Origin of the sequence: Psychromonas sp. (assembly GCF_041586535.1) — a bacterium.
Lineage (GTDB): Bacteria > Pseudomonadota > Gammaproteobacteria > Enterobacterales > Psychromonadaceae > Psychromonas.
In genome coordinates, this window is sequence record NZ_JBFGZY010000024.1 from 16,893 (window position 1) to 32,398 (window position 15,506).

At 44.0% G+C, this 15,506-nt stretch carries 10 protein-coding genes; 7 read left to right on the forward strand and 3 right to left on the reverse strand.

What is annotated here, in order from left to right; all coding sequences use genetic code 11:
- Positions 1–209 precede the first annotated feature (209 nt).
- Positions 210–644: a universal stress protein gene (locus ABZA00_RS04485; protein WP_372880942.1), complete on the reverse strand. Its 435-nt coding sequence runs from the start codon at positions 642–644 to the stop codon at positions 210–212.
- A gap of 328 nt (positions 645–972) precedes the next feature.
- Here ABZA00_RS04485 and nirB point away from each other — a divergent pair, with 328 nt between their 5' ends.
- The 4 genes from nirB to ABZA00_RS04505 all read left to right on the forward strand — a co-directional run bounded on the left by nirB (position 973) and on the right by ABZA00_RS04505 (position 8,870).
- A complete protein-coding gene (nirB, locus tag ABZA00_RS04490; RefSeq protein ID WP_372880943.1) occupies positions 973–3,480 on the forward strand; it encodes a nitrite reductase large subunit NirB in 2,508 nt (835 codons plus the stop codon).
- A gap of 80 nt (positions 3,481–3,560) precedes the next feature.
- Positions 3,561–3,899, forward strand: a complete 339-nt coding sequence (gene nirD, locus ABZA00_RS04495) for a nitrite reductase small subunit NirD (protein WP_372880944.1) — start codon at positions 3,561–3,563, stop codon at positions 3,897–3,899.
- Between the two features lie 85 nt (positions 3,900–3,984).
- Positions 3,985–7,479 (forward strand): molybdopterin-dependent oxidoreductase, encoded by a 3,495-nt coding sequence (locus ABZA00_RS04500; protein ID WP_372880945.1) that lies wholly within the window; start codon positions 3,985–3,987, stop codon positions 7,477–7,479.
- Positions 7,476–8,870: a rubredoxin gene (locus ABZA00_RS04505; RefSeq protein ID WP_372880946.1), complete on the forward strand. Its 1,395-nt coding sequence runs from the start codon at positions 7,476–7,478 to the stop codon at positions 8,868–8,870. Before ABZA00_RS04500 ends, ABZA00_RS04505 begins: the two co-directional genes overlap by 4 nt.
- On the opposite strand, the gene pdsS is transcribed toward ABZA00_RS04505, so the two are convergent.
- Both pdsS and pdsR read right to left on the reverse strand, forming a co-directional pair.
- Positions 8,865–11,030, reverse strand: coding sequence for a proteobacterial dedicated sortase system histidine kinase (gene pdsS, locus ABZA00_RS04510; RefSeq protein WP_372880947.1), 2,166 nt, complete (start codon positions 11,028–11,030; stop codon positions 8,865–8,867). The two genes, ABZA00_RS04505 and pdsS, sit on opposite strands and share 6 nt — an antisense overlap.
- Positions 11,027–11,731, reverse strand: a complete 705-nt coding sequence (gene pdsR, locus ABZA00_RS04515) for a proteobacterial dedicated sortase system response regulator (protein ID WP_372880948.1) — start codon at positions 11,729–11,731, stop codon at positions 11,027–11,029. The genes pdsS and pdsR overlap by 4 nt, the downstream gene beginning before the upstream one ends.
- 198 nt (positions 11,732–11,929) lie before the next feature.
- Here pdsR and ABZA00_RS04520 point away from each other — a divergent pair, with 198 nt between their 5' ends.
- From ABZA00_RS04520 to ABZA00_RS04530, 3 genes are read left to right on the forward strand one after another with little or no spacing between them, the layout of a single operon-like run.
- Positions 11,930–12,313: a hypothetical protein gene (locus tag ABZA00_RS04520; protein WP_372880949.1), complete on the forward strand. Its 384-nt coding sequence runs from the start codon at positions 11,930–11,932 to the stop codon at positions 12,311–12,313.
- A gap of 27 nt (positions 12,314–12,340) precedes the next feature.
- Positions 12,341–14,560: a marine proteobacterial sortase target protein gene (locus ABZA00_RS04525; RefSeq protein WP_372880950.1), complete on the forward strand. Its 2,220-nt coding sequence runs from the start codon at positions 12,341–12,343 to the stop codon at positions 14,558–14,560.
- A gap of 1 nt (position 14,561) precedes the next feature.
- Complete coding sequence (locus tag ABZA00_RS04530) at positions 14,562–15,248, forward strand: class GN sortase (RefSeq protein WP_372880951.1); 687 nt, start codon at positions 14,562–14,564, stop codon at positions 15,246–15,248.
- The last annotated feature ends 258 nt before the right edge of the window (positions 15,249–15,506 follow it).

A 15,506-nucleotide genomic window follows, 5' to 3' on the forward strand; every position in this document is an offset into this window, starting at 1 on the left:
CCTCCTAATAATAGATTGAATTTTCGTAAATGCTTAAACGAAAGATAGTTTATGGTGATATTTTTTTTATGAAGAGGTTTCACTTCACATTTCGATCAGTGATTGAGGTTAGCAATGTCTTGTTATTATTTATTTTAAGCAGCAAGGTTGCTCAGAGCATCATGCGCAATGGACTCTTTTCTCAACCGCATCAAAAAGGTCAACAGGCCCTAAGAATCTCTGCTCGGCACTAACAAAACGGGACAATCAGCCTTCTTGATAATGGCTTGACTTACACCGCCAAGCAACAAACCGCTGACCAGGCCATGCCCATGCGTTCCCATTACAATTAAATCTGCATCCATCTTTTCTGCCAAATCAAGTATCGATAAAGCGGGAACCCCTTCGATAAAAATAGCATGTGTTTCAATGTCCTCACCTCGCACCTGCTCGGCAAGGGTCTTCAATTTTTCTGTTTCATCAGGATAATCATTAGCCATTTCATCAATCGGCTCACCATTATCTCTGCCGCTGCTATCTTTAATAGGCTGCTCTACATGCACAAGGTAAATAATACCGGAAAATGCTTTTGCCATTTTCGAGGCTTGTTTAACTATTTGTTCTGTACCTGTGGAAAAATCTATGGGGACGATGATTTTCTGCATATATAACTACCTCTGTTTGGAAGCGGGTTAGATTCACGTCACGAGTGAGCAAAGGGATGAGTCTTAAGCCCGCTTTTAAATACATATCAATAGCTTTTAATTTAGTCATTCCTTCTGATTAGTCAAAGCTTCTACAATTGAAATGTTTATTAAATTACGATTTCATTATCCAGAACTGAGGTTAACTATCTAAGGCTGAACAACAGGTTCATAATTTTCCACCCAAATAGTTGAGCAAAAAGCTGCGTTATTTTATCAAATAAGATAAAAATTTCCGCTTTAGTGGCTATACTCAAAAAATGTGCGTTTTGAAGTAAGGGAGCAAATAATGAACCAGCAGAATATCATTGTCATCGGAAACGGTATGGTCGGTTATAAGTTTTGTGAACGTCTGAGTGATAAAGACACGCAAAAAAAGTTCAAAATTATCACATTCTGTGAAGAGCCCCGACCCGCCTATGACCGAGTACACCTGTCTGCTTATTTCGAAGGAAAAACAGCCGAAGAGCTCAGTATGGCCAGTATCAACTGGTACAAAGAACGTGACATCGATATTTATCTGCAAGACAAAGTTATCAGTATTGATCGCGATAAAAAAACAGTCACATCAGAAAAAGGCAGAACTCTAAGCTATGACAAAATTGTTATGGCTACTGGTTCAAGTGTTTTTGTTCCCCCTGTTCCGGGGATCGATAAGGAAGGTGTTTTTGTCTATCGCACCATTGAAGATCTGGAAGAAATTATTGCTTACGCTAAAAATTGTAAAACATGTGCGGTGATCGGTGGCGGGTTACTTGGTCTTGAAGCGGCAAAAGCAGCTCAGGAGCTAGGGCTGCAAACGGATGTTATCGAGTTTGCACCAAGGCTTATGCCCCGGCAGGTTGATGACGCGGGCGGAGAAATGCTCAAACAACTTATTGAAGCGCAGGGGATGCGCGTCAATTTAAACAAAAATACCAAAAAAATTATCGGTGAAACAAGCGTGACGGCAATGGAATTTGTCGATGGCAGCGTAATACAAACAGATATGATTATTATCTCCGCAGGGATTCGCCCGCGTGATGACCTGGCCAGAGAAAGTGGCCTGACGGTCGGAGAGCGAGGGGGAATTCTGGTTAACTCATCACTGAAGACTTCTGATCCGGATATTTATGCCATTGGTGAATGTGTACTTTATGGTGATATTATTTATGGCCTTGTTGCGCCCGGTTTTAATATGGCTGACGCCGTCGCTGAACAGCTTGTAGGCAATAAAAGTGCATCATTTACCGGCGCCGATATGTCCACCAAACTCAAGTTAATGGGTACAGATGTTGCCAGCTTTGGTGATATCGAGCCGAAGGACAAGCTCTGCAAGGATATCGCATTAAATAATCCCCATACAGGAGTTTATAAGAAGCTGGTTATCTCAGAAGATGGCAAAAGGCTTCTTGGTGGTGTGCTTGTTGGAGATGCAAATGAATACGGTAATCTGCTGCAAATCTGCCAGAATAATATGAAGCTTCCGGATGATCCGATGAGTCTTATTCTTCCCAAAAATGATGATGCTGAAAGCGGTATTGGTATTGGTGATCTGCCCGATACCGCACATATATGCTCTTGTGAAAATGTGACTAAAGGCGATATTCTCGACGCAATTGAAAATCATGCCTGTAACTCGGTAAGTGAGATTAAGTCTTTCACCAAAGCCGGTACCGGCTGTGGTGGTTGTATCCCCATGCTCACCGATCTGTTTAAATATAAAATGGCTCAGGATGGTATTGAAGTAAGTAATGCGCTCTGCGAACACTTTGAACTGAGTCGCGAAGAGATGTATCAGGTTGTTCGTGCAACGGGTATCAAAACCTTTGCTGAGTTGATTGCAAAACACGGAAAAGGAGCTGGCTGCGAAATCTGCAAACCTGCAGCTGCTTCTATTTTTGCTACTGTTTTCAGTGAACCTATTCTCGATCACGCTTCTCTGCAGGATACAAATGATGCCTTTCTGGCCAATATTCAGCAGGATGGTACATACTCAGTGATCCCCGGTATTCCCGGCGGAGAAATTACCCCGGATATGTTGATGGTGATTGCTGAAGTTGGCAAAAAATTCGATCTTTATACCAAAATTACCGGTGGTCAGCGTATTGATCTGCTCGGTGCTCGTCTGGATCAGCTTCCGCAAATCTGGAAAATCCTGATAGATGCGGGCTTTGAATCCGGTCATGCCTACGGTAAATCCCTGCGAACCGTTAAATCTTGCGTTGGCTCTACCTGGTGTCGTTATGGAGTGCAGGACAGTACCAGTTTGGCGATTGAACTTGAATTACGCTATCGGGGGCTGCGCTCTCCCCATAAAATAAAAGGAGCTGTCAGCGGCTGTACCCGGGAATGTGCGGAAGCACAATGTAAAGACTTTGGAGTGATTGCGACAGATAAAGGTTGGAACCTTTATATTTGCGGAAATGGTGGTATCAAACCGCGTCACGCAGATCTCTTTGCTTCTGATCTGGATAAAGAAACGCTGATCAAATACATAGATCGCTTTCTGATGTACTACATTAAGACAGCTGACCGGCTGCAGCGGACCTCCACCTGGATGACCAAACTTCCGGGAGGGTTGGCGCATGTTAAAGACGTCGTTATCAATGATTCACTTGGCATTAATAGTGAGCTTGAAGCACAAATGCAGCACGTTGTTAATACTTACGAATGCGAATGGACAAATGTCCTCAACGATCCGGAGAAACTGAAACGCTTCAAACATTTTGTAAACTCAGATGATCTCGATGAAACTGTGCAGTTCACCAGAGAGCGGCTGCAGATCCGTCCGCTTCAGCACAGTGAAAAGCCTTAGCAGAGTTAATCATTAAGCGATACGAACTGGAGTTCCTGATACAGGGAATACAAGCTCAACAAAATGATAGAGATAATATTATGAACAGAGAATGGATTAATGTTGGTGCAGTAGAAAACTTTGCTAAAGACCTGGGCTCCTGCGTAAAAGTTAAGGGGCTGCAAATTGCCGTTTTTAACCTTTCGGACAATAACCGATGGTACGCAGTACAGAACCTTTGCCCGCATGACAAGCGTATGGTTCTTTCTCGCGGTATCGTAGGCGATAAAGAGGGTGATCCGAAGGTCACCTGTCCTATGCACAAAAACAGCTTCTCTTTAACAAGCGGTCAACTGGTCAACGAAGGGGATGTCGGCAATATCACTACTTACCCGGTAAAAGTTGAAGATGGCAAGGTGTTTCTGGAAGTTGCGATATAAGCTCAGCTTTGCAATCACAGCGATCGGGGGGATGTTCCACTGCAAAATTGTCAGAGTTATACTGCAATAGCGATTGGGGGCATATATGAAAAAGACATTTAACAGTACTTGTTCCTATTGTGGGGTCGGATGCGGGGTAACCATCACCCGAACTGATGATGGTCGACTGACCCTTGAAGGGAACCCAAATACCCCGGCGAGCAGAGGGATGCTGTGCAGTAAGGGACTGAATTTACATCACGTTGTCAGCGATCATAGTGACCGTATCCTCAAGCCGCAGATGAGATATGCCCGTCATCTTCCGCGCCATGAGGTTTCATGGGAAGATGCCATAAAGCGCTCGGCGGCTGTATTTAAAACCTTAATTAACAAATATGGTGCAGATTCTGTTGGCCTGTATGTTTCCGGGCAGATGTTGACCGAAGAGTATTATCTTGCCAATAAACTGTGTAAGGGTTTTTTAGGCACCAATAATATCGACACCAACTCCCGTTTATGTATGAGCACCGCTGTTGCCAGCTATAAAAAAGCGCTTGGCGAAGACGCCCCTCCGATCAGCTACGAGGATATTGAAGCATGCTCGCTGTTTTTTATTGCCGGCGCCAATCCCGCCTGGTGTCACCCGATTATTTTCAGGCGAATAGAGGCCCATAAAGCGGAAAATCCGGACGTAAAAATTATTTGCGTTGATCCCCGGCGAACACAAACGGCAGAGATGGCCGATCTTCACCTGCAGATTAAGCCCGGTACTGATATCTATCTTTATAATGCTATTGCTGCGCTGATCTTTGCGAAAGGTTATGCAGATCAGAGCTTTATGGAGCAGCATGTCGATGGCTTTGAGGAGCTTAAAGCGTATTTACAGAGCATCGACCTGCACCAGGCAGCACAAAAGTGTGAAATAAAGTATGCAGATATCATACTAGCCGCTGATATGATCGGCCAGTCCGAAACGCTGCTGACTATGTGGGCAATGGGGCTGAACCAAAGCTCTATCGGGGTTAATAAAAACCTTGCCTTAATCAATTTAAGCTTAATTACCGGTCGTATCGGCAAACCGGGATGCGGGCCATTTTCACTTACCGGTCAGGGTAATGCCATGGGCGGTCGTGAAGTTGGCGGTATGGCGACCATGCTGGCCGCGCATAGAAATCTTGACAACCCGGATCATATTCGTGAAGTTGCTGATTTTTGGGGGGTAAAAACGCTTTCCGACCGACCGGGATACAGCGCCACTGAAATGGTCGAAGCGCTTGAAGATAGCCGTTTAAAAGCGGTGTGGATCGTATGTACCAATCCGGCGGTCAGTTTACCCAGTTCAGACAGGGTAGATGCGGCTTTCAAAAAAGCAAAATTTGTGATGGTCTCGGAAATCTCCAACCGCTCCGATACATTAGCTTATGCTGATGTCATTCTTCCCGCCGCCGGTTGGCTGGAAAAAGAGGGTGTTATGACCAATTCCGATCGTCATCTTTCTTATTTACCTAAAGTCGTCGATGCACCCGGCGAGGCGCTGCCTGATTCCGAAATATTCATACGTTTTGCCAGGGAGATGGGATTCGGCAAACAGTTCTCTTACCGCTGGCCGGAAGATATTTTCAATGAGCACCGTGCACTGACTAAAGGGACAAACATTGATATCAGTGGTATTACTTATCAGCGTCTGAAAAAAAATAATATTCAGTGGCCTTGTCCGGATCTCAATCACCCCGGAAGCAAACGTCTTTTTGAAGATGGCAGGTACTGGACAGCATCGCAAAATGCACAGGTTTTTCAGATCGCTCCTGAAAATACAGCGGAAAGCATCAGTAAAGAATATCCCTTCATAATAACAACCGGGCGCATTCGCGATCAATGGCACACCATGACGCGCACCGGAAAAGTTAACAAACTTAAACAGCATATCAAACGACCATTTGTAGAAATACATCCCGACGATGCCAAGCGCCTGCATTTAAGGCATGGCGAACTGGCCAAGGTTTCCAGCTGCCGGTCCAGTGTCCTTGTTGAAGTACAGATAACCGACACCATTAAACCGGGTTGCCTCTTTCTGCCGATGCACTGGGGGCTAATTCTCAGCTCATCAAAAGCCCGGGCGAATAATCTCACCAGCATGAATAGGGACCCGCTTTCCAAACAACCGGAGTTTAAATTCTCAGCAGGCAGAGTGGAGAAAATCATTCTCCCCGGGAAAAAAATCATTCTGGTCGGTGCCGGAGCTGCCAGTTTGGAATTTATTAATGCCTATCGGGATAAAAATAAAGAAGATGAAATTCATGTTTTTGCCAAGGAGCCGCTGCTCTTTTATAACCGGGTGCTGCTTCCGGAATACATCAATCAGGAAAAACAATGGCAAGATATTAAGAGCAGTGAAAAAGCTGAACTTGAACGCCTCAATATAGTCTTTCATCAGGGTAATGCGATTACAAAAATCAACCGTGCAGAAAAGACCATCACAGATCAGCACGGGAAAAGCCATAACTACGACAAGTTGATTCTGGCCACCGGCAGTCGCCCGATGATAACCATGAATATTCCCCGCAATATGCAGGGGGTTTTCGGGCTACGCACGCGCAGTGATGCCGACAATATTCGCGCATATCTTCAACATGGAGGACGGGCGCTGATTATCGGCGGCGGTTTACTCGGGTTGGAGCTGGCCGGTTCACTACGCTCAATGGGTGTCGATGTAAGTATTATCCAGCGCTCTTCCCGCCTGATGCGCGCGCAACTCGACGAACTTGGCAGTCAACTGCTTCATGAAGAAATAATCGAGCGCGGCATCAATATTATTTATAACGATGAGGTCAGCACGATTAGCGGCGCAGATAAACTACAATCTGTCACCCTCAATAGTGGCCGGAAGCTTAAAATTGATGCGCTTTTCTTTGCCGCCGGGATTAAGCCGAATACCGAACTCGGAGAACAATGTAACCTGAAATTCAACCGCGGATTAATCGTTAATGATCACATGCAGAGTTCCGATAGGGATATTTTCGTGATTGGTGAGATTGCTGAGCATCGCAAAAAAACTTACGGCACTACACCTGCTGCTCAGGATCAGGCCCGTGTTGCAGCTGATTATCTCAACGGCAATATCTGGTCATGTTACGATCATTCCTTGAGTTTCAATATTCTTAAAATAAAAGATCTGCAGTTGTGCAGTTTGGGTATCACCAGTAAACCTTCTGGCGATAGTTATCAGGAAATAATCCTGCTCGACAGACAGATGCGCTATTACAAAAAATGCATTCTCCACCACGACCGCCTGATCGGCGCGATACTAATTGGTGATAAAAGTGAATTTGCCGAATTCAAAACATTAATCGAAGAACAGCTTGAGCTTGGAGATAAAAGGTACCAGCTTCTTAAAGGTCCGGGCAAGCCGATCGAAGCGCCAGTCGGCCCAATTATCTGCTCCTGTAATAATGTCGGTGCGGGTAATATCGAAAAATATATTGCAGATGGTTGTAACGACTTTGATCAACTTTGCAGGCTAAGTAATGCAGGAACAGGATGCGGTTCATGCCGGCCTGAAGTGAAAAGAATTCTGGATCTCAGTGGAGCAGTCAAGTCATGAAATCAGCAACCCTTATCAATAGTCCCGGTGGTTTTTATACTCCGAAAGATCTGCTGCATTGTGCCGGTGCAGCTAAAAACCATGGATTATATCTGGGGCAAAGACAAAATATCATTATCCCGGATGTTTCTTTTAAACACAGTGAGCTGCAGAAACTAAGCGGTTCTATCGTGAGTGAAGATTACTACAACCACACTAATAACATTGTCTGCTCTCACGCCGCCGGTGGGTTGGGTGAAAATAATGACTGGGCTTACTGCAATGATACCTACCTTGAAATTCTTACCCAAATTCACTCATCCGGGAAACTCAAAGTCAATTTGTGCTCCCGGGAACAAAGCCTGTTTCCGATATTTTCGGGGCAATTAAACTTCATCACAGCCGAGGAAGAAGGCTACTGGCATCTTGTTGTAAATGTTAGTAATCAGCGCCAACTGCTGCCTTTTTTATTCAGGAGTAATCAGGTTCACCAGGTAATAAAACTGATAGATGACCAATATCTACCTGACGCTTTGCTGGATGCGGAAAAAATTATGGCACTTTTAAGCAAACAGCTGATTATTGAAAAGCAGCTGCCGGAGCTGGAACTTCATGCCAGACATCCCAGTGATTATGAAGGTTTTCAGCAAATGAAAAATGGCAAGTTTTCACTGAATATTTTTTCTAACCACAAGATTTGGGATCCAATCTTTATTAGTGAACTCTGCGAGCTTTCCAGCAAGCAGGGACTTGAAAGAATTTATCTGACTGCAGGACGGTCTTTGCTGCTTAAACATATTGAAGAGAATCTTTGTTTTGAATGGCAAAATCTAATCGGCAGGCACAATATTACTTTGCGCCACTCAGAGCAGGATCTTTCCTGGATGGTGCCTGCTGAAAAGCGGGAGTTAGTTCATATAAAAGAGAAGATAATTCAGCGCTTACATGCAGGAGGGCTCTCCTTCCTGGGATTGTATATTGCACTTGATCCTGCTGAATTTGAGTGTGGCGCACAAATTATCATTAACACACATAAGCAGGCAGATAAATACACTTATCAACTTTTTCACAAAGAAGACTTCGACTATCGCCGCTGCTTATTTATCTGCGACGGCATCGAGCTGAGTTTTGAGCAACTGCTGGACTCTTTATATTCTCTTAGAAAAATGTTCTTTCTGCATAGCTCGAGAGAAAAGGTTGTTGTAATGCAGGCACTAAAAGCCAGTGTTGATACCGAAGAGGAGATGTATATATACCAGTGCCCAAACTGTTTAACTCAGTATCATGAGGCGGTGGGGCAACCGCATATCGGTATCGCCGCCGGCACGCCATTTATGCAACTACCTGAGGCCTGGGCCTGCGAACTTTGTGAAACAAACAAAAAAGCATTTACCAGAATCTCATCTCTATGATTTGATCAGGGGCAAACGCACCATACCTTCAACGCCCAAATGATCCCGGCGGTTGTGAATCTTTATGTCTCCCAGATGAAATTCACAGATCATTTTTGCAATAAACAAACCTAAACCGAGATGGACTTTATCCTGAGTATTACCGCTGCGAACAGAAACCATGGAATTTAACAGCTGATCCGCCATATTTTCCGGTAACAAGGGACCGACATTACTGACCACCAGCAGGGCAAAATCAGCTTGTGCTGTAAGTGTAATTTCAATGGCGTCTTGTGGGGCACTAAATTCCATCGCATTAGCAATCAACTTATCCAGAAGCTGTACGATTAAATCCGGATCTGCATCGACAGTTAACGGCCGGGAAAGGCTTGTCAGCTGAAAATCAAAATTGCTGTAGGTCATCTGGTATCCCTGCACGCAGCTGGATAACAGATCATTTAAGATAATGGTCTGCTTTTCATTATCCTGCAGGCTTTGCTCGATACGGGTTGCTTCACTCATACTGGTTAAAATGCGGTTAAGACGGTTTATCCCCTGCAGAGAGCGTTCGATATATTTTTTATTATCATCATTTTGTGGCAATAAAGATAAATTTTCTAAGGATGAACGTACCACTGCAACAGGTGTGCGTAGCTCATGGGATAAGCGAGAGGAAAGTTGCTCTAAATAGTGATGATATTGTCCGAGACGGGTGACCATGTCTGACAAGCTGCGCGACAGATCGCCAATCTCATCCGAAGAAGAAGAAGGAATAAAAGAAGCTGAAATCCGTCCCTGATCATCAATCGCTTTATTAGCCTGATCGCGCAATTTGCGAATACGCCGTGCGATATTCGAGGTAAAGATAAACAGTAATAAAGTAGCAACAAAAATAATGCTGATTAATACATTAAACAGTTTCTCCAGCGCTTTGTTACGTAACATTCGGATGCCATTAGTGGTTTCTTCAGCAACCACTATCCCCATCACCTGAGGACCAAGCATAATCGGATGTGCCGCAGACAGAATAATCGCTTTATTGTCTTTGCTGAAACGCCAGCTTGATTGTAACTGCCCCTCCAGGGCCCGTTTGATAAAGCTGCTATTTAAACGCGTTGCGTCCTGCAGTTCATCGATAAACTCTGCAGGCGGCTGAGATAAAACAAGATCATAGAGAGGGGCAAGCAGTTGTGTCTGTAACTTTCCCCATAGTGAATCCGGTGGATTTTCCTGATCTTGAGTGCCTGTCCAGACACCGTCTGCCTGGTGAATATTGCCTGATTTGGCTATTACACGCTGGTGGCGATCAACCACCCAGATCCGGGATTTGCTATGACTCATCCCTTGTACAATGTGCTCTATTTCCGGTGAAGGGACTAATACCGTACCAAGTTGCGCTAAATTCAGGGTATTAGAAGTCGCAATAATATTATCTACCCGGCGTGTTTTAGGATCTGATACGCTGTGCAGCGAAAAACCTAATTTATTGCCGAGCATGGTAAGCGGCAGGCGGAACTCAATGGTGTAGCCCGTCGCGGTTAATTTCCAAAATCCCTGAATACGTTTTTCACGTTGCAGTTGATTAATATTGTCCGAGTCCGACATTAAATAAGCATTAAACCAACCTTCTTTATCAACCGCGATAAGGTAACGCTGGAAAAAACCTTGCGGAGTGGATAGTGCGATAATCAGATGATCATTCTGCTCCGGGATTGATGAATCACTCTCTCTGAATACGGGGCTCTTATCATTTACCTGTAAGTAAGCGTACAAATAGCCATTATATTTGCCGACCATATGGTTAAATGAGATTGGATTTGGGCTATTTTTGTCACTTTGAAAACGTACATAGTCCTGACCGTAAAAAACATCCTGATACGCACTTCTATGCCAGTCACTTAACAAACCGTCGAGATTAATCGCTTGTTTAAGATCATAAGCATATAAATCTTTACCGCTATCCACGTCGTCCAGAAAACTGGCCTGCTCATTGAACAGCTCCGTGCGTTCATGTAAGACTGATGCCAAAGCGCGTGTGGTGCCGATCAGGCTCTGCTCCTGGCCCTGCCGCAGGAAGTTTTCCATCTCCCAGACATATTGATAACCCAGCCAGGGCAGTATCAGTAGCGAGCTTGACAGAAGAATAATTTTTGCCCGTAAACCGATGCGGCGTTTTTTCACGAGTTCTCTGCCTGGGAAATATCCCAACGGTAGCCCATGCCGTATACCGCGGTGATCTCATTAAAATGGGCATCTACGCTGAGGAATTTTTTACGGATGCGTTTGATATGTGAGGTGATGGTATTGTCATCAACAACCATGCTTGCATCCTGCATTAACTGCTGTCTGCTGCGTACGATACCGGCACGGCTCGCCAGGGCATGGACAATCCAGAATTCCGTTACGGTAAAATCTAATAGTTGCTTTGCCCAGAAAATCTGCATTTTATCATTGTCAATGGTCAGGCAACCACGTTCTAATATGCTGCTGTGATCCGTGGGTTTCTGCAGTAAATCAACGCGCCGGAACAGGGCGCTGATCCGTACCATCAGGTGCTCAAGACCTATATCTTTACTTAGATAATCATCAGCACCCAGACGCAATCCTGAAATGGTATCAAAATCATTATCCCGGGCGGTTAAAAAAATAATCGGGACGCTTAAAGACAGCTGGCGTAAAGCCTGACAAAGCAGAAAACCGCCGTCGTATTCATTGCCCAGGCCAATATCAATAATGGCTAAATCCGGCAACGCGATTTCAAAGGCGGCGATGGCGGTAAGCCGATCCGCATAGGTATTCACCTGATAACCATGCTTTTTCATTAAATCTGCATAATTTTCTCTGATTGATTTTTCGTCTTCAACGATAGCAATGCGTTTCATATTTTTATCTTGGTGATCTGTTTCGGGAAAACTAAGTATATAGAAAAAATGCCCAGGTAGAAGGGCGAAGCTGTGATTGCCATTTTTTGAACATAATTGATCACTGCTTTGCCTTTTTTTATCCCTTAAAAAGCCATAAGGGTTTGCTTAAATAAGCTTAGTAAAAATGATTTTTAAGCATCTAAAGGGATAAAGATAATGAAAAACAAATACCATTCTATTGTACAAAAATCCTCGCTTAGCATTGTATTTGCTTCAGCTGTCAGCTGGAGCTTAATGACATTGTTGGATTATGCCGCTGGTATTGAGTTAGCTGCACAAAACAGCGTTTATCAGAATAATGAATACCTTCTGAAACCAGTCGCAAATAAGTTATTTATCAGTGACCTGCAAGTTCTTGAGCAGCGTGCGCAGGCGAATCTTTTACCAGCTGAAATGATTGAAAAACAATTGCATAGACCGGATGTTGGTGAGCAAAAAATAACCCCTTCAACAGAGTTTGCCGCGCTGCAGGTGAAACCGCAGAGAGGTTTTGAACAACAACAGTCTTTTGAATTGAGTTCTGCGGTTATCGAATTTTAATCTGCGCCATAAAATAAAGGAGGTTTTATGTATCTGTTCACATCCGCAAGTTTAATCAATACAGGCAGTAATCAGCAGTTTTTTAGCAGACTGCTATTGCCCTTAATGTTATTACTGTGCAGTCATTTGAATGCCGGGCAGTTAACAAATAATCAAGCCGATTACGGGCTGTTTTATGAAAATGACCAGGGCGAAAATGTCAGCGTACCTTTATTAAACACTCAGGTTGAGATGCATGTTAATGGCCTTATAAACCGTGTGAAGGTATTACAGGTTTTTGAAAATAATAGTGAAAATTGGATTAATGCCAGTTATCTGTTTCCGCTGCCGGAAAACGCAGCCGTTGATCATCTGCGTATGAAGATCGGGCAGCGCATTATTATTGGTGAAATTAAAGAGAAGCAGGCTGCGCAAAAAGCCTTTGCTGATGCCAAAGTGCAGGGTAAAAAAGCAGCCTTAATCGACCAGCAGCGTAATAATATTTTTACTAATCAGGTTGCTAATATTGCACCCGGTGAAAAAGTGTCAATAGAAATTGAATATCAGCAGAGCGTTTTATTCAAAGCCGGTGTTTTTAGTTTACATTTTCCCATGGTCATTACTCCGCGTTATGCACCTCCGGTGTCTCCATTAATAAAAAATGAACGGCAGGCTTTTCTGTCCAATACGCACAATGCAGAAAACAGCGCAGCTAAAACAGCAGAGGAAAAAGCACGCTGGGAGAGACAATGGCAACAATGGTTGGCTGCAGATCAGGCAGCGCAATTAGCACGGCAGAGCAACACTATAATTACAAATGATCCGCTTTTACAAAACACTATGTTAATGGAGATGCGCATTGAACTGCATGCAGCGCTGCCAATTAACGATGTTCACAGCCCTTACCATCAAATAGCAGTAAACATTGCAAGTCCTACCTCTCAGACTATCACTTTGGCAGATTCTGCTGTTCTAGCTGATCGGGATTTTGTTTTAAATTGGCAGATTCAACAAACGCAGCAGACTGAGAGTGCTTTGTTTATTGAGCAGACAGAGGAAAGCCGGGAGCTCTATGGATTATTGTTGCTGATGCCGCCGGCGTCTGAGTTTTCAAACATAACGCGTATTAACAAAGAGGTGATCTTTGTACTGGATATTTCCGGCTCCATGGCCGGCACCTCTATCAGGCAGGCAAAATCCGCATTACGTTTTGCCATTGAGCAACTCGATGAACAGGATACTTTTAATATCATTGTCTTTAACGATAACAGTGAGTTTTTTGCACAAAACTCCCTACCGGTTGACCCGCGTAGTAAAGCGATGGCGAAGGATTTTATAAGACAGTTAAAGGCTTCGGGGGGGACTAATATGCAGGCCGCTTTAAGCGATGCTCTGCAGGGGAAAAGAACACTTTATCCAAACCCGGAGAAGGGCTTACGGCAGGTTGTTTTGATCACCGATGCCAGTATCAGTAATGAGGAATCATTATTAACACAAATCAATAAACAACTGCACCATAGCCGTTTATTTATGGTGGGAATCGGTGCTGCGCCAAATCATTATTTTATGAAAAGCAGCGCGATTATGGGCAGGGGCAGTTATACCCATATCGGTGATGTTAACCAGGTAGAGGTTAAAATTGCTGCTTTATTTGAGCAAATTGCCAATCCAACCCTAAGCGATATCAATATCAAATGGGCCGATGGCAGTAAAGCCGATTATTGGCCGCGCCCGGTTAAAGATCTTTATCAGGGAGAGCCGTTACAAATTGTGATGAAGATACCGGCGGATAAAAAGGGGCTGCTGATCAGCGCAAGCAGATATGAGAATGGTGTAGCCTCACCCTGGCAGCAAAGCATCTCTTTTGAAAACATACCTAAGCAGCAAGAGGTACTGCCTAAAAAGGGAATAGATATTGTTTGGGCCAAAGAGCAGATAGACAGTATTGACCTTGACCGGGAGATTGCACCACTGTTGCGGCAGGAGAAAATAACCCGACTGGGCCTGGATTTTCATATTGTCACCCGCCACACCAGTTTGCTTGCCGTTGAACAAAAAGTAACTCGTCCGGCCTTACAAAGCAGCAGTGACCAACAAATTAAAACCCCTCTGCCGCAGGGTAATACCATGCGTTTACCGCAAACCGGAATGGCCAGTGATTTATACAAAAAAATCGGCTTTTGGCTGCTTCTCTGCGCGGCACTATGTTGGCTTATTGAGCGCCATTTTTTTATAAACAAACAGATATCAAGTAATGGGAGAAAATAAAATGAGTGCATTAAGTTTTCCGGAATACGGTCTTCTCAGATCATCCGAAAGCAGCTGGAGAAGGGTAGGCCGGTTTCATAAAATATTGCTGTTGATTATGCTGCTGGCATGTTCATTTTTTGCCCGGGGCATTTATCTGCAGGGCAAAGCCATTGTTGCGCAGCAACTGTTAACCTTTGCCTGGGCGCGTTTTCAGTTAGACGGTCAAGCGCATAAAGCCTGGCCATGGGCAGATGGATCGCCCATCGCGCAGTTGTCTATTGCCGGTCAGGCGCCGTTAATTATTTTGTCCGGCGCGACGGGTAATAATTTAGCCTTTGCACCCGCCTGGATGGTGGCAAGCTCGTCTTTTGGAGAAGGCGGCAACAGTGTGATTGTGGCGCATAATGACACCCATTTTAAACTGCTTAAAGAGCTTCAAACCGACAGTATTTTAACTTTAAATGCTTATCCTGATGCACAACTTTATTATCAGGTGATAGCGACCAAAATTGTGCATGAAAGCGACCTGTCAGTATTGGATGTAACTGATCAGGAGTTACTCACGCTGATCACCTGCTACCCATTTACCAGAACTATCAGAAATAGTGAGTTGCGTTTTGTTGTGGTAGCCAAAAGAATTAAAAAGCCTGTTGCCGACCTTAAGCTGGCCAGTTTAGGTATAATACCAATTCCGTTAATTAGATGATCTATTTAGGCGTAGGGAAAATGGATGAAAGCAAGGCATTAATTGCAGTAACTAGTTGCTCTAATTATAAAATTAATAACGAAGCTAGCATTCATTTTAACCAGCATAAATGAATAGATAATTATCGGATTTGGTATAACTGATAATTGATTGTTTTTATCCATTTAGATGAAAAACACCGTCATTCATGGCGGTGATGAAAATCATTGATGCGAAGCATTAACGTTACTTAGGTCTATTTTGTTGCTCGATATAAGT

What these genes read in the sequence shown, in the direction of transcription:
- nirD (WP_372880944.1), top strand. Translation starts at nt 3,561, where the DNA reads ATGAACAGAGAATGGATTAATGTTGGTGCAGTAGAAAACTTTGCTAAA.
- pdsR (WP_372880948.1), bottom strand. Translation starts at nt 11,731, where the DNA reads ATGAAACGCATTGCTATCGTTGAAGACGAAAAATCAATCAGAGAAAAT.
- ABZA00_RS04505 (WP_372880946.1), top strand. Translation starts at nt 7,476, where the DNA reads ATGAAATCAGCAACCCTTATCAATAGTCCCGGTGGTTTTTATACTCCG.
- ABZA00_RS04520 (WP_372880949.1), top strand. Translation starts at nt 11,930, where the DNA reads ATGAAAAACAAATACCATTCTATTGTACAAAAATCCTCGCTTAGCATT.
- nirB (WP_372880943.1), top strand. Translation starts at nt 973, where the DNA reads ATGAACCAGCAGAATATCATTGTCATCGGAAACGGTATGGTCGGTTAT.
- ABZA00_RS04485 (WP_372880942.1), bottom strand. Translation starts at nt 644, where the DNA reads ATGCAGAAAATCATCGTCCCCATAGATTTTTCCACAGGTACAGAACAA.
- ABZA00_RS04500 (WP_372880945.1), top strand. Translation starts at nt 3,985, where the DNA reads ATGAAAAAGACATTTAACAGTACTTGTTCCTATTGTGGGGTCGGATGC.
- ABZA00_RS04525 (WP_372880950.1), top strand. Translation starts at nt 12,341, where the DNA reads ATGTATCTGTTCACATCCGCAAGTTTAATCAATACAGGCAGTAATCAG.
- ABZA00_RS04530 (WP_372880951.1), top strand. Translation starts at nt 14,562, where the DNA reads ATGAGTGCATTAAGTTTTCCGGAATACGGTCTTCTCAGATCATCCGAA.